At 69.6% G+C, this 18816-nt stretch carries 22 protein-coding genes and 2 pseudogenes; 15 read left to right on the top strand and 9 right to left on the bottom strand.

Going from position 1 to position 18816, the window contains the following annotated elements; all coding sequences use genetic code 11:
* Window positions 1-277 precede the first annotated feature (277 nt).
* The 6 genes and pseudogenes from OG199_RS44925 (at window position 278) to OG199_RS44950 (ending at window position 5876) form a co-directional block, all read left to right on the top strand.
* Window positions 278-1152 (top strand): annotated as a pseudogene (locus OG199_RS44925) (IS5 family transposase).
* Window positions 1153-1339: 187 nt separating this feature from the next.
* Complete coding sequence (locus OG199_RS44930; RefSeq protein WP_331728279.1) at window positions 1340-2218, top strand: GNAT family N-acetyltransferase; 879 nt, start codon at window positions 1340-1342, stop codon at window positions 2216-2218.
* Between the two features lie 204 nt (window positions 2219-2422).
* Window positions 2423-3337, top strand: coding sequence for an NAD(P)-dependent oxidoreductase (locus OG199_RS44935; protein WP_331728281.1), 915 nt, complete (start codon window positions 2423-2425; stop codon window positions 3335-3337).
* Between the two features lie 139 nt (window positions 3338-3476).
* Window positions 3477-5117 (top strand): AMP-binding protein, encoded by a 1641-nt coding sequence (locus tag OG199_RS44940; protein WP_405835045.1) that lies wholly within the window; start codon window positions 3477-3479, stop codon window positions 5115-5117.
* A gap of 119 nt (window positions 5118-5236) precedes the next feature.
* A complete protein-coding gene (locus OG199_RS44945; protein WP_331728285.1) occupies window positions 5237-5542 on the top strand; it encodes a hypothetical protein in 306 nt (101 codons plus the stop codon).
* Window positions 5543-5585: 43 nt separating this feature from the next.
* Window positions 5586-5876 carry a hypothetical protein gene (locus tag OG199_RS44950; protein ID WP_331728287.1) on the top strand — a complete coding sequence of 97 codons (291 nt, stop codon included), beginning with the start codon at window positions 5586-5588 and terminating at the stop codon, window positions 5874-5876.
* Between the two features lie 1045 nt (window positions 5877-6921).
* Here OG199_RS44950 and OG199_RS44955 read toward each other — a convergent pair.
* Together OG199_RS44955 and OG199_RS44960 are read right to left on the bottom strand one after the other, a co-directional pair.
* Entirely contained in the window at window positions 6922-7095 is a 174-nt protein-coding gene (locus OG199_RS44955) for a hypothetical protein (RefSeq protein ID WP_405834985.1), read from the bottom strand.
* Window positions 7092-7946 (bottom strand): alcohol dehydrogenase catalytic domain-containing protein, encoded by an 855-nt coding sequence (locus tag OG199_RS44960; RefSeq protein WP_331728291.1) that lies wholly within the window; start codon window positions 7944-7946, stop codon window positions 7092-7094. Before OG199_RS44960 ends, OG199_RS44955 begins: the two co-directional genes overlap by 4 nt.
* A 338-nt stretch (window positions 7947-8284) precedes the next feature.
* Between OG199_RS44960 and OG199_RS44965 the strand changes: the two genes are divergently transcribed.
* From OG199_RS44965 to OG199_RS44990, 6 genes are read left to right on the top strand one after another with little or no spacing between them, the layout of a single operon-like run.
* On the top strand, window positions 8285-8620 hold the full coding sequence (locus OG199_RS44965; RefSeq protein ID WP_331728293.1) for a nitrile hydratase: 336 nt from the start codon (window positions 8285-8287) through the stop codon (window positions 8618-8620).
* Entirely contained in the window at window positions 8617-8925 is a 309-nt protein-coding gene (locus OG199_RS44970; RefSeq protein WP_331728295.1) for an SH3-like domain-containing protein, read from the top strand. Before OG199_RS44965 ends, OG199_RS44970 begins: the two co-directional genes overlap by 4 nt.
* 4 nt (window positions 8926-8929) lie before the next feature.
* Window positions 8930-9610 carry a nitrile hydratase subunit alpha gene (gene nthA / locus OG199_RS44975; protein ID WP_331728297.1) on the top strand — a complete coding sequence of 227 codons (681 nt, stop codon included), beginning with the start codon at window positions 8930-8932 and terminating at the stop codon, window positions 9608-9610.
* Between the two features lie 32 nt (window positions 9611-9642).
* Window positions 9643-10494, top strand: a complete 852-nt coding sequence (locus OG199_RS44980) for an aquaporin (protein WP_405834987.1) — start codon at window positions 9643-9645, stop codon at window positions 10492-10494.
* Window positions 10495-10499: 5 nt separating this feature from the next.
* Window positions 10500-10940 (top strand): hypothetical protein, encoded by a 441-nt coding sequence (locus tag OG199_RS44985; protein WP_331728303.1) that lies wholly within the window; start codon window positions 10500-10502, stop codon window positions 10938-10940.
* Window positions 10927-12057, top strand: a complete 1131-nt coding sequence (locus tag OG199_RS44990; protein ID WP_331728306.1) for a HoxN/HupN/NixA family nickel/cobalt transporter — start codon at window positions 10927-10929, stop codon at window positions 12055-12057. Before OG199_RS44985 ends, OG199_RS44990 begins: the two co-directional genes overlap by 14 nt.
* A gap of 127 nt (window positions 12058-12184) precedes the next feature.
* On the opposite strand, the gene OG199_RS44995 is transcribed toward OG199_RS44990, so the two are convergent.
* The 5 genes from OG199_RS44995 to OG199_RS45015 form a co-directional block, all read right to left on the bottom strand.
* Window positions 12185-12505 carry a MoaF-related domain-containing protein gene (locus OG199_RS44995; protein WP_331728309.1) on the bottom strand — a complete coding sequence of 107 codons (321 nt, stop codon included), beginning with the start codon at window positions 12503-12505 and terminating at the stop codon, window positions 12185-12187.
* A 378-nt stretch (window positions 12506-12883) separates the two neighbouring features.
* On the bottom strand, window positions 12884-13006 hold the full coding sequence (ykgO, locus tag OG199_RS45000) for a type B 50S ribosomal protein L36 (protein WP_266944344.1): 123 nt from the start codon (window positions 13004-13006) through the stop codon (window positions 12884-12886).
* 38 nt (window positions 13007-13044) lie between these two features.
* A complete protein-coding gene (locus OG199_RS45005) occupies window positions 13045-13305 on the bottom strand; it encodes a type B 50S ribosomal protein L31 (RefSeq protein ID WP_331728315.1) in 261 nt (86 codons plus the stop codon).
* A 60-nt stretch (window positions 13306-13365) separates the two neighbouring features.
* Entirely contained in the window at window positions 13366-13530 is a 165-nt protein-coding gene (gene rpmG, locus OG199_RS45010; RefSeq protein WP_266684581.1) for a 50S ribosomal protein L33, read from the bottom strand.
* 262 nt (window positions 13531-13792) lie between these two features.
* Window positions 13793-14773 (bottom strand): LysR family transcriptional regulator, encoded by a 981-nt coding sequence (locus OG199_RS45015; RefSeq protein WP_331728324.1) that lies wholly within the window; start codon window positions 14771-14773, stop codon window positions 13793-13795.
* 178 nt (window positions 14774-14951) lie between these two features.
* Here OG199_RS45015 and OG199_RS45020 point away from each other — a divergent pair, with 178 nt between their 5' ends.
* The gene (locus tag OG199_RS45020) at window positions 14952-15452 is read left to right on the top strand and encodes a cupin domain-containing protein (RefSeq protein WP_331728327.1); all 501 of its coding nucleotides are present in this window, start codon (window positions 14952-14954) and stop codon (window positions 15450-15452) included.
* 299 nt (window positions 15453-15751) lie between these two features.
* Here the strand turns inward: OG199_RS45020 and OG199_RS45025 are convergent, their stop codons facing one another.
* Both OG199_RS45025 and OG199_RS45030 read right to left on the bottom strand, forming a co-directional pair.
* Window positions 15752-16471, bottom strand: coding sequence for an MFS transporter (locus OG199_RS45025; RefSeq protein WP_331728330.1), 720 nt, complete (start codon window positions 16469-16471; stop codon window positions 15752-15754).
* Window positions 16456-16959 (bottom strand): MFS transporter, encoded by a 504-nt coding sequence (locus OG199_RS45030; protein WP_405834991.1) that lies wholly within the window; start codon window positions 16957-16959, stop codon window positions 16456-16458. Before OG199_RS45030 ends, OG199_RS45025 begins: the two co-directional genes overlap by 16 nt.
* A gap of 411 nt (window positions 16960-17370) precedes the next feature.
* Here OG199_RS45030 and OG199_RS45035 point away from each other — a divergent pair.
* Window positions 17371-17835 (top strand): annotated as a pseudogene (locus OG199_RS45035) (transposase family protein); the annotation flags it as partial.
* Window positions 17836-17905: 70 nt separating this feature from the next.
* Complete coding sequence (locus OG199_RS45040; RefSeq protein WP_331728340.1) at window positions 17906-18418, top strand: ISAs1 family transposase; 513 nt, start codon at window positions 17906-17908, stop codon at window positions 18416-18418.
* Window positions 18419-18816: the final 398 nt, after the last annotated feature.

The raw sequence follows: 18816 nt of genomic DNA on the forward strand, positions 1-18816 counted from the left end.
CCGGAGACGCACAGGTGCGGGGCGTGCGGTTGAAGCGACGGCAAGTCATCGTCCGGCGCCTTGACGGGTCGTCCGGTCCGAAGCTCTGGCGGGTCGTCCGACGTCTACCGGCGGGGGCGAGGCGGCAGTGCCTCCCCACACTCGCATGACACCTTCCTGCATCGCGTCGCTCACACGTGTGATGACGTTGGGGGAATGCGGCCCGCCACGTCAGTGTGCCGTTCGCCACTAGGGCCTGTTGCGAAAGTCGATCTTGGTCGTGGAATGATCATGCGCTGTGGCGCGTGGAGATCTGACGGACGAGCAGTGGGCCAGACTGGAGCCGTTGTTGTCGAAGGGAATGAAGCCTGGCCGGCCGCCGATATGGCCGAGGCGACAGCTGGTCGACGGCATACGGTGGCGGACCCGGACCGGGACGCCGTGGCGGGATGTGCCCGAGCGGTACGGGCCGTGGGATCGGGTCTACGACCTGTTCCGGCGCCGCCAGCGCGACGGCACGTGGAAGCGAGTCTTCACCGAACTGCAGGCCCAGGCGGACGTGAAGGACCTGATCACCTGGGATGTCAGTGTCGACTCGACGATCTGCCGCGCCCACCAGCACGCTGCCGGAGCGGTCAAAAGGGGGCTCTTCAGAAGGAGCCGCCCGGCGGCGTTGAGGTCGAGCCGGACGACCCCGGTCTCGGGCGCTCGCGAGGTGGTCTGACCACCAAGGTCCATCTCGCGGTCGAGCAGGGGCAGAAGCCCATGTCGATTGTGATCACGGCCGGGCAGCGCGGGGATTCCCCGCAGTTCGAACCGGTCCTGGAGAACATCCGGGTGCCACGGCAGGGACTGGGGCGTCCACGCAAGCGGCCGGACAGAGTGCGTGCCGACAAGGCGTACGGCTCCCGGAAGAACCGTGCCTACCTGCGCCGACGTGGGATCCGGTGCACGATCCCGGAGAAGAAGGACCAGGTCCGCAACCGTAAGAAGCTCGGCTCCCGCGGCGGCCGTCCACCGACGTTCGACAAGGCCGACTACCGCGAGCGGCACGCGGTCGAATGCGGGATCAATCGCCTCAAGCGCCACCGGGCCGTGGCCACGAGATACGACAAACTCGCCGTCCGCTACGAAGCAACCGTGCTGGTCGCGGCCATCAATGAGTGGCTGTGACCCCGCGGCCGCAACAGCCTTCAGTTAACCCTTTGCCGAGGAACCGATAGACCAGCTACGTTCTCCCAGCCGTCCATGTTGATCCGGACCGGCACTGTCGACGAGGAGGTGTGGAGCACATGCGCAGGAGTGCCCAGCAGTTGAGCCCGCGTACTGACCTTTGCCACCTCCTCACGACGGAGACACCTTGTCGCTCCGCATCACCCCACTGACCGACCCCGCTCACGGGGCGCACAGCCGACGCCTTGCATGGCTGGCGTCCGACGCCGATGCCATCCCTGTCGGGACGGCCTTTCTGCGCCTGTTCGATGGCGGACAAGAGCACCTGGCCGAACTGACCCTCCACGTCCATCCCGTGGAGCGCCGCAAGGGCGTCGGCTCCCGGCTACTCGACACTGCCGTGGCCGCCGCCCGGGATAACACCCGACGCTGCGTCGTAACGCAGGCCGGGGCCGGATCGCCCGGCGACCACTTCCTGCCGGCCCGCGGCTTCCGCAAGGTCCTCACTCTGAGGTACTCCCGCCTGCCCCTGGCCGATGTGGACATCCCCTCCCTGGCAGATATCATTGAGCGTCCGCATTCCGGCTACCGGCTGGCGTCCTGGCAGGGAACCGTCCCCGACGATCTCGCCCAGACCTTCGCCGACTCACGTCGTGCCATGGACGACATGCCCATGGAGGACACCGACCACGGCACCACGACCTGGGACGTGGACCGGGTCCGGGCTGCGGCAAAGGCCGTCGAACAGCGCGGCGACCACCTGCACACCGTCGTCGCCATCGACACCTCCAACGGCTCGATCGCCGGGTTCACCGAACTCGTCGTGCCCGGCGGCGGCACTGGTGATGCCCAGCACTACGGCACCGGTGTGCTGCCCGAGCACCGCGGACACGGCCTCGGCCGCTGGATGAAGGCCGAGTCGATCCGACAGGCCCACGGGCACTACCCGGACCTCGGCGGCCTCCTGACCGACACCGCCGACAGCAACACGCACATGAGACACATCAGCGACAGCCTCGGCTACCTGCCCACTCACACGACACTGCAGTATCAGCTCGACCTGTAGAGACGAGCGGACGGGCCGGACCTGGGCATCACCTCGTCCGGCCCGTCGGCACTTTCACAACAGGCCCTAGGAGGCCAACACGCTTGTGGAATACACCAGTTGGGCGGGCGCGAGGAGTTCCCGGTCGATTGGCACACATCAGCTAACATCACTCGACCCATGACACACGTGTGTCCGTAGTCGCAGCGAAAGGCCCAGGCACTCATGCAAGTTGGCTTCATCGGCCTAGGAGTTATGGGGCAGCCAATGGCGCTACGCCTTGCCCGCTCCGGCACGCCCTTGGTGGTGTGGAACCGGACGACCGCCCGGACTGCCCCTCTGCGCGGAGCCGGCGTTGAGGTCGCGACGGATCCCGACGAGGTGTTCGCCCGTGCGGATGTGGTCGTGGTGATGCTGGCTGACGATCACGCCGTCGACGCGATTCTGGGCCGCGGCGGCCCGCTCTTCGCTGCCCGTGTCAGGGACCGGACGGTAGTCCACATGGGTACGACCTCGCCGGAGTACTCTCGCGCACTGGAGGCCGACATCCGTGCGGCGGGGGGAAGTTACGTGGAGGCCCCTGTCTCGGGCTCCCGCGTGCCCGCGGAAAGCGGTCAGCTGGTTGCGATGCTGGCCGGCGAGAAGCGGGACGTGGACGCGGTACGGCCGTTGCTCGCGCCCATGTGCCGTGAGACGTTCGTCTGCGGTCCTGCTCCCAGCGCACTGTTGATGAAGCTGTCGGTGAACCTGTTCCTGATCACTCTGGTGACCGGGCTCACCGAGGCATTCCACTTCGCGGACCGACTGGGGGTCGACCGGACGATGTTCTGCGACGTCATGGCTGCGAGCCCGATGGCAAGCTCGGTCTCCCTCATGAAGGCACCCAAGCTCCTGGCGGAGGACTTCGAGGTGCAGGCAGCCGCCCTGGACGTGTTGAAGAACAACCGGCTCATCGCCCAGGCAGCCCAGTCGTCCGGCGTCGCCTCCCCGCTGCTCGACGTATGTCACGCACTGTTCGAGGAGACGGTGGGTCTGGGACATGGCGCCGAGGACGTGATGGCGGTCCTCCGCGCACTCGAAGCCCGCACGGGTCGAATGGTGCACGCCAGGGCGGTGGACTTCGACTCGTCCCACTGTTGAGCACCCATCCGATATACGGAGGACAAAACCATGTATAAGGAGGAGAACGACCGTGCAACCTGCGAAATCGCCATGGGACAAGACCGCCGAAGCGGAAGCTGATGGGTTGGGATGGCTCGGGCTGAGGCCAGGACAGGACATGCTACGGACCTACCGCACTTCGGGGGTCTGGCGGAATGAAGGGCCGTTGGCAGACCTCCGGAAGTGGCGCGAGGAGATTCCGGAAGCAACCGCGATAGTCGCTTACCGAAACGGGGCGGATTTACGTCACCTTACCTATCGAGAATTCAGTCAGCAGGTGGAACGCTTCGCCGGTGCTCTGAGTGCTCTCGGGGTGGTTTCTGGAGACGCCGTGGCAGTCCAACTGCCGAACTGGTGGCAGGTGAGCGCATTGCTGTTGGCCTGCGCGAGAGTAGAAGCCGTTTTCACGCCCGTCATGATGACCATCGGCCCACGCGAGCTTGAACGGGTCCTCAAGAGACTCGGTGCCGTTATATGTGTGACGGCCGACCGATGGAATGACGCCGATTATGCGCGGCGGGTGGCCGAAATGGCCCCCCGACTCCCCGAGTTGCGGCACCGGGTGGTACTCACCGACGGGAAAGCTCCGGAGGGCGCGGTGCACTTCGGCCACCATTTCGAGCTGACCGCGTGGGAAGCAGAACGAGGAGCACTTCAGGAGGCGACTGCCGACGATCCGGACCGCGTGGCCGTAGTCCTGTTCACCTCGGGTACCTCCGGTGAACCGAAGGGAGCGCTGCATACGTTCAACACGCTTCATGCGGGAGCCACGCCCGTTGTTTCGGCCGAGGGGTTGGGGTGCCAGGACCGATTCTTCACCACGCAGGCACTCACCCACATGTTCGGGGTGATGTACAACATCATGATTCCCCTCCTGGCTGGCGGCACTTCGGTACTGTTGGACACCTGGGCCCCCGAGAGGGCGCTGGAGATCGTCTCGGAAACCGGGACCACTGTCCTGGGGGGTGCGCCCCCGTTTCTGACCGCGCTGGTCGATGCGGACCGGGCGAGCGGAAGGCCGCTGCGCTCGCTGCGCATGGTGCTCTGTGGCTCCACGACGATCCCCAGCCAGTTGGTCGCTTCCGTCCCACGCATATGGGGGGTCCCCCTGCGGAGCTTTTGGGGCATGACCGAGGTACCTGGACATGCCTGGACCCGGCGTGACGATCCCCCCATGTGGGCCCTGCACAGTGACGGGCGGCCAGGCACCGGAATCGAGCTTGATTTCCGGCCCGATACCGAGGCGCCGCCCACCGCAGAGCAACCAGCTCGCCTTTTCGTCCGCGGAGGCGGCGTCTGCCTGGCGACATTCGGCCGTGACAGTGGTCAACTGCGCGTGACGTCCCAGATTGACGACGGCTGGTACGACACCGGTGACCTGGCTGTTCCGGACGGGCGGGACGGCCTGCGCCTCATAGGCCGGACCGCGGATCGCATCGGCGGCTCTTTCATGATTCCTGTCAGAGATGTCGAGACCGAACTACTGAGGCATCCCGATGTCGAAGATGTCGTCCTCGTCGGTTACCCGGATACTCAGGCAGGTGAACTCGCCTGTGCGGTCGTCGTACCCGGTGAGGCCGCTCCCACTCTGGCCGGCCTCCGGGAGTACCTGTCCGCGCGTGGAATGACCCAGTGGTACCAGCCCAGTCGGCTGGAGCTGGTGACGGAGCTGCCTCGAAACGAGACCGGCAAGGTTCGGAGAGACCTGCTCCGAGCTCAGGTGAAGAAAGGGCATCTGAAGAACGGGTTGCCCACGTGACGGCGTGCGATGGTGCCGATGAGGACGAAGGTGCCGACGGATGCCAGTCGTCGATGCCGACGCTCGCCGTCGTCACGTTCAGGGACTTCGCGTAGCGTCCGGTGCCTTGGCGGCGACGGGTGCTGACGCCACCGGCCCGCGAGCTCCTCACCGGGTACCAGGCTTGGCAGGCCACCGAGGCCACCGAGGCCACCGACGACGACCTGTACGAGCTGATCGGCAAGGTGAACGAGGTCCACAAAACGCTCCGCGGGGACACATGCTCCGTAGGGCCGGTGAGCCTGCCCGACGGGCTGAGGTACGTGGAGCTGAACTGGGACCACTGGCTGCGCGTCTTCGCCCACGAGGCCGGCGTCCCCGTATGGCTGAGCTCACCGGGCCCGACGGCCGCTTCCACGGCAGGGCGGACCCGCCGGCCGCGTTGACGCCTTCGATTCGCGTCAGCGCGGGGACGTACTGAACCTGACCGTGGAGCAGGCCGGGCAGGCCGGACTCCTGACGCCCGAGCAGGCCGATGCCGTCCGCGACGCCGGCCCGATCCCGGCCGAGCTGGTACGGGCGTACCGTACCTCGTGGGCGGGCGGCAGGACCCTCGCGGAGCGGGTGTCGCTGGAGGTCGACCAGCGGCTGGGCGAACGAGTTCGCCTGGCCCTTCGCCCCCTGCCCGGCGAGGGCGCCGATGCGCTGGGGGTACTGGCGGCGGTGTCGCTGGCGGCTGGCCCGGGCGCCCGGGGGCTGGTGGAGACGGACGGCCGGTAGGTGTACGCGGTCAACAACCGACCTCCCTCCAGTTCTCCCTTCGAGATCGACGCCGCGGGCACGCTGCTCGACCGCGTGTCGGGCGACGGGTCGCCACTGGTGATGCAGGCGGACGGCGAAAGGCTCAGATCTTCTTAACTGCGCTTTGGAGCCGACCTGTTCGACTTCCTGCGGCGCTACGGCCCGGAGCACCCCGCAGCGGCCGACGAGCGGGACGGGCGTACGGTCGGCGAGCCGACGATCACCCGCGCGGTGCAGGCGCGTGTCCTGGAACCGATCGCCGAGGAGCCGGAGCAGGCCCAGTCGCAGGCGCGACACGACGGTCCCCACGACAAGGACCCGGACGGCGGCGGACCCGGAGGCTGGGGACCGAAGGCCGACGGTCCGCGGGACGGCGACGCACCGGGCGGCGCGGACCTCCCGGCAACGCCGCACCCGGACGCGGAGCTGGCCCGGTTGCGGAGCCCGGGGCGGGCGCGCGTGCGGACGGCGGAGCGCGGCCGGCGGGCTCACGGTGGGGGAGAACCCGGCAGGACAGCGTGTGGCGGTCGGCGTGTCCGCGGTCGTGGATGCCGGTCACCGATTACGGGCCCGGCGAGGACGTCGTTCGGCTGCTCGCCACCGCCGAGGTAGCCTTCCCGGTCGATCCGGCCGGACGTCCGCTGGTGGCGTCGACCCCAGACGGCATCGCGGCCCTGCCGGTTTACACCTCGGGCGGTCAGATCGTCGGGCTGGGCGGGCTGGCCCGCGAGGCCCGGTTGCGCTCCCTGCTCGCTCCGGAGCAATCGGCTGCTTGTGATTCCCGCGGGCGCGCGGCCTGCCTGCTGTTGGAGATCGAGGCGCTGCTCGCGGCGGACGCCGAGGCGCCGGCGGGCGCAACCAGGGAGCCGGCCGCGGCTGGAAGGGGGGCCCGCCGGGCGGCCGGCCTGATGAACGCGCACGCCGACCGAGGGCGGCTGGGGTCACCGCGGCCCCGGCCACTCGCTTGCCTCGGACCCGCGGCGAGGCGGCGGGTCACTTCCGGGCGCCGGTGCGGTCCACCCCGTCAGGAGGGGGTGAGAACCATGCGGAAGCGGGCCTCGCCGCGCAGCATGCGGTCGTACGCGTGCGCGGCGTCGGCGAGGACCGCGTGTTCCGTGAGCGGGGCGATGTCCTGTGCCTCGGCAAAGCGCAGGTTGTGTTCGTTGCCGGCGGGTGTCCCGGTGAGGGAACCGCTCACCTCCACGGCGCCGAAGACCAGCTGACGCGGCGTGACCCGGATCGGCTCGGGGCTGACACCGACGACGACGAGCTTGCCTCCGTGGGCGATTCCCCCCCCAGCAGGGGAGTCAGGTCTCCCGCGGCGGCGGTCGCCAGGACGAGGTGGGCGCCCCCGAGTTCGCTCAGCCGGGCGGCGACGTCGCTGTTGGAGCTGTCGATGTAGTGATGCGCGCCGAGCCGGCTGGCCAGGTCGGACTTGTCCGTACCCCGGGCGACGGCCGCCACGCGCAGACCGAGCTTGCGGGCGTACTGGATGCCCAGGTGCCCCAGTCCCCCGACGCCCTGAACGGCGACGAGGTCGCCCGGAGCGGCGCCGTCCCTGCGCAGCACGTTCCGGGTGAGGGCGTGGTAGACGGTGAAGCCGGCACACAGGAGAGGGGCGACGCGGAGCGCGCTCATGGTCTCCCGCACCGACACCAGCGCCGTCTGGCGTGCGTACATCACCTCCGCGTAGCCGCCGTCGGTGTTGATGCCCGTGTACGGCTGGTCGGTGCAGCCGACGAAATCGGCCTGGCGGCACCGCTCGCAGACACCACAGTGGCCACCGAGGAAGCCCACCCCCACCCGGTCGCCGACGTTCCACCCGGTGATGCCTTCGCCGAGCGCGTCGATGCGGCCCACGGCCTCGTGGCCGGGCACCCGGTTCGCGGTGCCTGCGTCGTGCGGGTGGACGGCCGCCCCGTCGCTGTGGCAGATCCCGCAGGCCTCGACCCGGATCCGCACCTGACCGGGGCCCGGCTGGACCAGCTCCCGTTCGGCAAGGCGCAGACCGCCGTCCGGAGCGACCTCGACAGCGCGGTAGACAGGCATCCTCGGTCTCCTTCTGGTGTGATGACGTCGGCCGGCGCGGCCCGACGGGACAGCCTCCGGCCGCGTCCCCCGTGCGCGCGTGGGTGCCGGACGGTGACACCGGCGCCGTCCGACACCCAGGGGTTCCCGTCGTCGGCCACGGTTGTGGACGTGTTGTGGGCGCGTTGTTGACCGCTCGCCCGGCATGGCTCGCACTGGGACAGCGCAGTCGTTTGACGGATGTCCCGGACCGAGCCCTCCCGCAGACTCACTTCCGATCGCTTGTGACGGAGACGTGAAGCGGGCCCCTGCACCGGTTCCCGTCCCGCCTCCTGAACCCCGCACGTCCAAGGAGAGCAGTGACCACCAAACGCGACATGATCGTGCGCCCCGCGCATGATCTCGGCGGGCTGCCGGCCGGGCCGGTCGTCCCGTCGGACCATGAGTTGACGCCCTTCGAGAAGAGCTGCCACGCACTGCTCAACGTCCTCGCCGCGCACAAGCTCGTCAACACCGAGGAGAAGCGCCGTGGAGTGGAGGACCTCGGGGCGCAGGTCATCGGTGAACTCACCTACTACGAGAGGTGGGCCGTCTCGGCGTCCAAGGTGCTGATCGAGAAGGGTGTCATCACCTCGGAGGAACTGGGCGCCAGGATGAACGAGATCCGCGCCCGGCTCACGGAGGTCGCCGCATGAGCACCCGCTTCGCCGAGAACCAGAGGGTGCGCATCGCCGACCGCGACGCGCCCGGACACGTGCGGACACCGTTCTACGTGCGTGGCAAGGAAGGCCGGATCGAGCGCGTCCTTCCCCGCTTCCTCAACCCCGAGCGGGAGGCCTACGGCGTCAACGAGGGCACCGATGTGCGCCTGTACCGGGTGCGCGTCGAGCAGTCCGCCCTCTGGCCCGACTACGACGGGCCGGCAGGTGACGTCCTGGAACTCGAGATCTACGAGCACTGGCTCGAACCGCTTGACCACTCCGACGCAGAAAGGGCGTGACGGCGTGACGGCTACGCACGACCACGCGGAAGACATCGTGGACCACGGTGACCACACGCACGGCGGCACCGGTGCGACCGACCCGCACGCCCCCATCGAGAACACCACCGAAGAACCTGACTACTTCGACGTCCTGCAGCAGGCCATCCGCGAACTGCTCGTGGACAAGGGCCTGATCTCCGCGGACGAGGTGCGCGCCATGGTGGAGACGCTCGACGCGCATCGGCCCGCACTCGGCTCGGCACTGGTCGCCCGGGCCTGGACCGACCCGGATTTCAGACAGCGCCTGCTCACCGACGGTACGGCCGCCATCGAGGAGTTCGGCATCGACAACTACGACGGCACCAAGCTGATCGTGCTGGAGCAGACGCCCGACGTGCACAACCTCGTTGTGTGCACGCTCTGCTCGTGCTACCCGCGCCCGGTCCTGGGACTGCCGCCGGACTGGTACAAGAGCCGCCCCTACCGCGCTCGTGCCGTGCGCGAACCGCGTGCTCTACTCGCGGAGTTCGGCACCGACGTGCCCCAGGAGGTGACCATTCGCGTGCACGACAGCAACGCGAACATGCGGTACCTGGTGCTGCCGATGCGTCCCGCCGGAACCGAGGACATGAGCGAGCGGGAGCTCGCCGCCCTCGTCACGCGGGACACCATGATCGGCGTCACCACGCCCAGGCTGCCGTGAGCGGGTTCCGCCGGCGGCCGGAGGGCTCCGGGGTGGCGGACACACGTGTGTCCGCCACCTCCGGCGGCGAGCGGGCCGGGGACGCCCGGTGGGTGTTTCTCGGCCGGCCGCTGTCCTCGTACCTCGCGGAGGCGGTGGGCTCGGCCTGGCTCGTCCTGGCCGCTCTCACCGCGGTCTCCGTCACGATGCGGGCGGACGGCAGCTATCTGTCGTCGTGGCCGTTGACCGTGCGTCTGGCCGTCGTGGGGGCCGTGGTCGGCGGCAGTGTCGCGGTGTTCTCCCTCACGCCGCCCGGCAAGGAGTCCGGCGCCCACCTCAACCCGGCGATCAGCCTGTTCATGGCCCTCCGCGGCGTCCTGGGCATCGGGGACCTGCTCGCGTACTGCGCCTTCCAGCTGGGTGGATCGGTACTGGGCGTGTACGCCGCCCGGGCGCTGTGGGGCGACCGGGTCACCACGGTGCACGACGGGCTGATCCAGCCCGGTGCCAGCTGGGGCGACTCCCTCGTCGTCGTGGCCGGTGAACTTCTCAGTACCGCGGCGCTGCTTTGGGTGCTGGCAGCCATGACGGCCAGACCCCGGCCGCGGTCGACACCGTGGGTGGTCGCCGCCGCGATCGCGGTACTGATCACCACCACCGGGTCGCGGACGGGAGCGAGCTTCAACCCGGCCCGCAACTTCGGGCCCCACGTCGTCTCCGGTGACTACCACCTGTTCTGGGCCTACATGCTGGCACCCCTCGCCGGGGCCCTGGTAGCCGCGGCGGCGGCCCCCGCCGCGCATCGCACGGCATGGACACACCGGGTGTGCTGCGAACGCGACATCCACCGCTATCACCGGTCCCAGCCGCCCGCGCGGCACCGTCTTCCCTCCATCCCCAGGTGATCACCATGTCCCACACCACCATCGGTACCGCGGCGGTCGCGTCCGCCGCCCGGCCGGCCCCCGCGGGTGCGCAGGACCCCGTCGGCGAGAGCCTGCGCCGGCAGGCACGGACCGTCGTGGCCGAGCTGGGCCTCGACGGCACCGAATTGGCTCCCCCTCTGGTCTTTGCCCTCCTGCGCGCGGGGTTCGGGATACAGACCGGCCGCCTGACCGGGGGAGTGGAGATCCGGCCCTGCCCGGAGTACTACGGGTCCGGGTCCCTCCTGGTCAGCTGGGCCCCCCACGAGGCGGCGTACACACCCCTGGACCCCCGCGTGACCCATGTGGAGGGCGTCATGGCCTGCGCCCTGCTCGACACCGTGCGGGCGCTGGGGTTCCGGGCCAAGCGGCTGGGCGCTTCCTACTCGGTCCAGGTGCAGCCGTGGGGGTCCGATGCCCCGAGCTGACGCGACGGTCCGGTTCGTCCGGGAGCACCGGAGCACGTTCGCGCTGGTGTCGGGCATCGTCCTGACGACCGTCGGCGCCCTGGCGGTGCTCGCGTACGTGGTGTCCGCACACCGCTTCTCCGTCGGAACCCAGGTCTTCGGGACCGGGCTCGGTGTCACGGCCTACATGCTCGGGGTGCGGCACGCGTTCGACGCCGACCACATCGCCGCGATCGACAACACCACCCGACGCTTCCTGGCCGAGGGGCGGCCCTCAAACAGTCTGGGCTTCTGGTTCGCGCTCGGGCACTCGTCGGTCGTCGTCGCACTGAGCCTGCTCACCGCCCTCGGAGCCCGCCTGGCGACCCGGCTGACCGACGACTCCTCCTCCGCCCGCCTCGCCCTGTCGGTGCTCGGCACCTCCGTCTCCGGGCTGTTCCTGTGCCTGGTGGGCGTTCTCAACCTTGTGGCGCTGCGCCGTATCGCGGCTCTGTACCGGTCGGCCCGCCGAGGCGATCACGACGAGGAGCGGCTGAGCCGGGCACTCGACGACCGGGGACTGCTGTCCCGCCTGCTGCGCCGCCTGACCGCTTCGACGACGCGGCCTTGGCACATGTTCCCCCTCGGACTGCTCTTCGGCCTCGGCTTCGACACCGCCACCGAGGTCTCGCTGCTCGTCCTCTCGGGCGCCGGCGCCACGTCCGGTGTCCCGTGGTGGGCGCTGATGCTCCTGCCCCTGCTCTTCACCTGCGGGATGAGTCTCTTCGACACCCTCGACGGGGCCTTCATGTCCGCCGCCTACCGGTGGGCCTTCGACCATCCTCTGCGGCGCATCCACTACAACCTCACCACCACCGGCCTGTCGGCGGCCGCGGCACTGATGGTCGGAGCGGTGAACCTGGCGACTGCGCTGAGCAGCAGAATGCCCACGGTGGACAGGGTCCTGCCGTGGCTGGCCGACATCGACCTCAACGCCGTCGGCTACCTGATCGGCGGGCTCTTCCTCGTGGCATGGATCTTCTCCGCGCTGTACTGGAAGGTCGCCGGCTCCCCGGGCCGGCGCCATGGGACGGCGGGCCGCGCCCCCGTCACGACAGGAGTGCGGGTCGCGACCGCGCCGGCCGAACAGGAAGCCTGACGCGCAGCGGCACGGGGAGTGCTCCCTGCCGCCGTAGCGGCCGTGAAGAGGCGGCGGGGGCGAACCCGTTCGCGGTTCGCCCCCGTCCGAAAGATGTCAATCGTGAGGAAAGCCGGTTACCGGCCGCTCAGTCCAGCGGCTTGATGGTTCCCGTGAGGGCGATCGGAGTACCGTCCGCCTCCGTGATGCGGGAGTAGACCTGGCCGCGTTCGATATCCTCCAGGTGGGTGACGGTCGCCCCCGACTCCTCCTTCCACGAGGTGAGGAACACCTCGGGCCGGATCTCCTGCGTGGTGACAGCGACCGTCTCGGTGTAGCCGTCCGGTACCAGGCCCCCGCCGTTGACGACGGTGAAGGTCATCTGCCCTTCGGGCTCGAAGCGCATCTCCAGGGACAACTGTCCCAGGTCGGCGAAGAAGTTCCGGTGGGCCAACGGCTCTTGTGACATGACATGCCTTCCTGACGGGCTCGTACGTGTTCCTGCCAGGATTCCCCGGCACTCGCAGCGGGGCATCCGTCGTCTGACCTAACGTTCCGCCTCGCGGATGACGTACGCAATCGAGCGCGACCTGGAGGACGGCCTCGCCGGCTGACGCCGCGTAGGCGCCGGGACGGCGGCCCGCCACCGGCCGCCGGGGGCGGTACGACCGCGTCCGGCAGCCTTCCCGCGCGTCGTGAGCAGGGTGCGCCCGGCCGCACACCCGGAGACGGCCCGACGCCACTGCGCCCCACCGGTCGACACCGGTGGGGCGCGGAGAGAGCCCCCGTTTCGCCCAGGCCTTCCGGACGCCGGGGGTGGGCCGCTCGTGTGCCGGAGTGCCGGCTGTCAGCCCTGGCGGGCCTTGGAACGGGGGTCCTTCTTGTTGATCACGTACGTCACCCCGCGCCTGCGGACCACCTGGGCGCCGGGCTTGTTCTTCAGCGAGCGCAACGAGTTGCGTACCTTCATGGCTGTCTCCTTGTGAGCGATCGAACCGGCGGTCGCCGTCAGCGGTGAGCCCGAGCGGTGCTTCCGTAGCGCTGCTCGAACCGCTGGACCCGTCCCGCGGTGTCGACGACGCGGGAGGTGCCGGTGTAGAAGGGGTGGCTCGCCGAGGAGACCTCGACGTCGACGACCGGATACGTGTGGCCGTCCTTCCCCTGGACCGTGTGCTGCGTGGCGGCGGTGGAGGGGACGAGCAGTTCGAAGCCCGCCGCGCGGTCGCGGAAGAGGACGGGGCGGGAGACAGGGTGGATGGCATGCCTCATGGCGGTGTCCTTACTGGGTGCTCCCGTCGCCGAATGGCGCCGGGGTTGCCGGGGGTGGGGTCAGCGCTCTTCGCGGAAGAGGACGTGTGCGCCGGCCTTGGGGTCGTACTTGCGCAGGACCAGCCGGTCGGGGTCGTTCAGGCGGTTCTTGCGGGTCACGTAGGTGACGCCGGTGCCGGCTGTCGACCTCAGCTTGACGACGGGCCGCGTGGTGCTGCGTGCCATGAGGTGCCCCTTTCACGTGCACCCGAGTCGATTGACTCGAGCATGTCAGACGAGAGTCATAACGGCATCCGCCAGCCCCGCATTCCCGACGCCGGCTGAGGGGGCCGAGCACACGACGACGCCGCATGTGCGCGCTCCGCCCACCGCGCGCCCACGACCGACGCCTGCCGTAAGCCGGGCGCCCGGACGGCCCGGACCGGGTGACACGGGGCCACGACACACGTGAACCGTCCGTGGTGAGCCGGCTACTGGCCGCGCCGCCTCACGGCGTCGGATCCCGGTGGGCCGGCTGCCACACGTCGGGGTGGGCGGCGGCGAGGCTTCGGGCCGTCGCCCGGCATGCGCTGACGAAGTCGGCCACCGCCGCCGAATCGTCGTCGCCGCGCCACATGACGCTCATTCGGTTGTAGAGGCCCGGGATCGGCACGAAGGCCACTTCCGGATGAGCGGCGAAACGGAACGAGGCCGGAACCGCCGACACCCCGAGCCCCGCCGCCACCAGATCGGTCACCGCCGAAGGCGCGGTGGGTATCACCTTGAGTCCGACACGCGCGGCTTGCGCGGCGGCCTGCAACTGCGCCCAGCAGTGCCCACGTTCCCGCAGCGGGAAGAGCAACGTGTCGTCGGCCAGCTCGGAAACCGTGACCTCCGGCGCGCGCGCCTTCGGGTGTTCCCGTCCCAGGAGCGCGCTGGTGTGCTCCTCGATCAGCGCCTCGCTCACACACCCGTCGGCGGGGTACTCGTCCCAGGTCAGCACCACGTCGACGCGTCCGCCGACGAGCGCGGCCGTCTCGTCGTGGTCGTCCAGGCCGGTCACCGACACCTGCACATGGGGATGAGCGGTGCGGAAGGACCGCAGCGTCTCGGCGAGGAGGCCGCCGGGCGGTCCGGGCAGCGGGGCGGACACCGTCAGCACCACGGCGCCCTCGCGGCCCGTGGCCAACGACCGGGCGGCTCGCACCAGCCGGTGGTTGTGCGCCAGTGCCCGCTCGGCGTACGGCACGATCACACGGCCGCCCGGGGTGAGTTCGGCTCCCCGGGGCGTGCGGTCGAAGAGCACCACCCCGAGCAGCCGCTCCAACTGCTGCACCTGTCTGCTGAGCGCCGGCTGGGCGACGCCGATACTGCTCGCGGCATGACCGAAGTGCCCCTCCCGCGCGACGGCGAGGAAGGCCCTCAGCAGCCGGGGCTCGACGTCCGGCTCGGACGGTGTCGTCCTGAACGGTGGTTCAGACGTGTTCACAGGAGAAGTCACCTTCGGGTCGGGACGCCGGACGCGGCACAAGCCACGTCCGTGGGGGAGAACCCACGTGGCACCGGGGGCATTCCGTCGCGGCATCGCCTGATGACGGAACGGTCTTGGACGGTACCGGACCCGGTCTGTTGAGATGACAACGAACGCATCGGAAGCGAGGAATCACGTGACGTCCCTGTCCGGCAACATCAGTTCCCCCGTCCTGACGGACCCCGACACCCAGACCGCCGTCAACTTCCTGGGCGGACTGGTCCGTATCCGGGCCCGGGCTGCGGACACCGCAGGCGCGTACGCACTGCTGGAGCACAGCGGAGAACGCGGCTACATGTCTCCGTTGCACCTGCACGAGTCGGACGAGGAGACCTTCCTGGTCCTCGAAGGCACCCTGCGGGTCGAGGTCGGCAACGAGGTGCGCAGTGTAGGCGCGGGTGCCCTGGCCCTGCTCCCGAGGGGGCTTGCGCACGGTTTCGTGGTGACCTCGCCCCAGGCCCGGTTCCTGACCCTGCACACCCCCGGCGGCGGCTTCGACGAGTTCGTGGCCGAAATGGGCATCCCGCTTGCGGCAGGCGAGGCCCTGGTCGGCGGCGCGGGTCCCGACCCGGAGGAGTTGACGCGCATCGCAGCCTCCCACGGCATCCAGATCGTCGGCCCGCCGCTGCTCCCCTGAGCCCGGCGCCCGGTCCGAACGGGCTGGCGGTTCGTGCACCCCTCCCGCGCGAGGGGGACGGTCCCCCGTGGAGGGGCTGGCGTGCGGCCTTCCCCCCACCCGCCCGCCGGCCTCCCGTCGCCGGCCCCGGCCGCCCGGGAGCCACTCGTCCGACGCCCGGTGCGGCCCGCCGGGCAGGGAAACCCGGGCTCAGCTCCTCACGGGGCGCATTCACGCCGATGGGGCGTCCGGCGCATGTCGTGCGAGCACGCTGCGCCGGGCCGGCTCCTCAGCCGGCCAAAGGACACGTCCGGTCTGTGTCACACACGCAGTGGTGCGTCTTCGTTCTTGCCCGGCTCGCCGGAGCCTCTGCGGGTGTGGGAGGCCGGGGAGTCAGCTTCCCGGCGTAGCCATAGCGTGCTCGGCCAGAGGGCGAACAGCACGGCGGCGACGCCGGCGAGCGCGATGGCCGCGCGGGCGCCGGTCACCTGGGCGACCAGGCCGGCGAGGGCGGCACCGAAGCCCTGCGCTGTGAGATTCATGGACGCGGCTACACCCATTCCCTGCGCACGCTGGGCGTCGGGTAGCATCTCGCCGAGGAACGACACCGAGAGAACGACCTGGATCGCCCACAGCGTGCCGCTCAGTCCGAAGACGATCAGGGCCGGGTACGGGCCACCACCGAGCAGCACCAGCGGCAGTGGTGCACCTGCCGCCAGGCAGGCGATCGGGAATACGAGCGTCCTTCGGTGTTCGGGCAGGTAACGGGCCAAGAGGCCCAGCCCCAGAAAAGAACAGGCGGCGGAAGCCGCCAGGGGAAAACCCACCCAGGCCGGATTCGCGCCGATTTCGTGCACGAGCGGGGTGACGAGGCCGTCGGGTGCCATCAGGAAAAGCCCGGACAAAGTCGAAGCGAAGATCGCGCGCTGTCCGCGACCGCTCCACACCACACGCAGGCGACCGACGAGTGAGCGTCGCTGAGTGGGGGTGGCCGAAGCGGGCCGGAAGCCGACGAAGGACCTGATCAGGATCGCTGACAACGCGAAGGTCGCGGCGTCGACGGCGAGGCCACCCGGGGGCTGACGGTCGAGGCGATGATGCCGCCCGCAGCGAATCCGGCCAGCTGCCCCGCCTGGTTCACGGACTGCCGCAACGCCATGGCGGCCGTGTACTGCTTCGCGTCGACGATGTCTCGCACGAAAGCCAGATGGGTCGCCTTGTAGGGCCCGTTGAGGAACGACGACGCGGCGACCAGGGCGCACAGCGCCGCCAGCGGGATGCCGGGAACCGTCATGGCGGCCACCCCGACCGCACGGACGGCGTTGATGGCAATGATGATCTCGCGGCGCGGCCTGCGGTCCGCGACCGTGGACAGTACCAGGGCACCGGCCATGGTGGGCAGGTAGGTCAGCCCGTAGGTCAGGCCGGTGAGAGCAGCGGAGTCCGTCCGGTCGAACACCATGACTGTCAAGGCGACACGGGAGAACTGGTCCCCGATGACGGAAAGGAATTCCGTCGCGCTCGTCACGCGGAATTCACGGACCCGAAGTACGGACCACATTCTCATGACCTGTTGATTCCTGGTGAGCCACGAGCAGTCTCGTGGAGGAGCCGACCCTTTGCGCCTCGTGCGCCGACGGGGTGGACGGAAGACTCAGTCGCTGGTCCACTGCCCAGGGCTTCGGCGTAGTCGCCAGGCGTCCGGTTCATGACGGTCCGCCAGGTTGGCCGGCCGGGGAGAGCGGAACAGGCACGGCTTCCAAGATCATGGAGTTCTCGACGCCCCGTGACCTGCCTGGAAGACCGTGCCTGCCGAAGCATCATCGCTGATCCCGCCTGCCCTTGACCGACTCCGCGAGCATCCAGAGGTCGCGCCGGAAGAGGTGCCCGGACTGCTGGGCGCCTCGCCCAGGTGCCCGATCCGCGTGATCCCCGTAGAGTGCGCCACGCCCTGGTCGGCGTCCTTGCCCTGGCCGCGTGCGCGGTGCTGGCGGGGGCAACGTCGCTGCTGGCGGTCGGCGAATGGATCACCGACGCTCCGCCCCACGTGCTGCAACACGTCGGCATGCGACTCGACCCCCTGTTCCCTGAACGGTCCCTGCCTGCGGAAACAACGGTCCGACGGCTGCTGGCCCGGATCGACGGCGACGCGCTGGACCTGGCGGTCGGCCGCTGGCTCGCCGACCGCCGCAACCGAACCCGGGACCGGCTGCGCGGCCTGGCGGTCGACGGCAAGAGCCTTCGCGGAGCGGCCAAGGCCGACGGCCGCAAGATTCACCTGCTCGCAGCCCTGGACCACACCGGCCTGGTCCTGGCCCAGCTGGACGTCGGTGAGAAGACGAACGAGATCATCTGCTTCCAGCCGTTGCTGGAGACCATTGCCGACCTGGCCGGGGTGGTCGTCACCAGCGACGCCATGCACACCCAACGCGAGCACGCCGACTACCTCCTCGGCCGCGAAGCCCCTGTACATCGTGATCGTCAAGGGCAACCAGAAGAAGCTCCGCAAGCAGCTCAAATCCCTTCCATGGACAGAGATCCCGCTGCAGGGCCGCGTGAGGGGCATCGGCCACGGACGCTCGGAGATCCGACGGATCAAGGTGGCCCCGGTCAACGGCCTGCTCTTCCCCGGAGCCCGGCAGGCCGTCCAGATCAAGCGCCGCCGCACCGACCGCAAGACCGGCAAGACCACCATCAAGACCGTCTACGCCGTCACCAGCCTCGCCGCCGAGCAAGCCGACCCCGCCCAACTCGCGACCCTGATCCGTGATCACTGGCAGATCGAGGCCCTGCACCACGTCAGAGACACCACGTTCGCCGAAGACGCCTCACAATTGCCAACCGGGAACGCGCCCCAGGCGATGACCACCTGGCGCAACCTCGCCATCGGCGCCCTGCGACTGGCCGGCGCGACCAACATCGCCGCCGCTGTGCGACACAACGCCCGCAACGCGGACCGCCCGCTCACCCTGCTCGGCCTCAAGTGATCACGAAACGGACACCCGCCGACTACGCCGAAGCCCTGGTCCACCGCCCACCCCCTCGGGCTACTCGGTGGACCAATCCGGGGGACCCGCGAACCCGTCCGGAGGGGGGAGTTCCGTCGCTCGGTACATAACGAGCCACCCTTCTGCCTGGGTGACACGGCAGCCAACCTGCCTTTGCAGACAGTAGGTTTGACCGTCACACCCGGCCATAAGGAAGGTCACACGCGCAGAGTTGAACTCCATGTGGCTCGCCGCCGTTCACACGTGGGTACGGCAGGGCTGTGGCCAGGACGGTGGGCTCCGCCTCGAAAGAGGCGGTGACAGGCAGTGGGGCGGAGGGGCCCCGGTGATCGGAGGGGGAGCGGACGCCGCCGCAAGCGGCACACCTGCCGGTGCGA

Origin of the sequence: Streptomyces sp. NBC_01176 (assembly GCF_045039825.1) — a bacterium.
GTDB lineage: Bacteria > Actinomycetota > Actinomycetes > Streptomycetales > Streptomycetaceae > Streptomyces.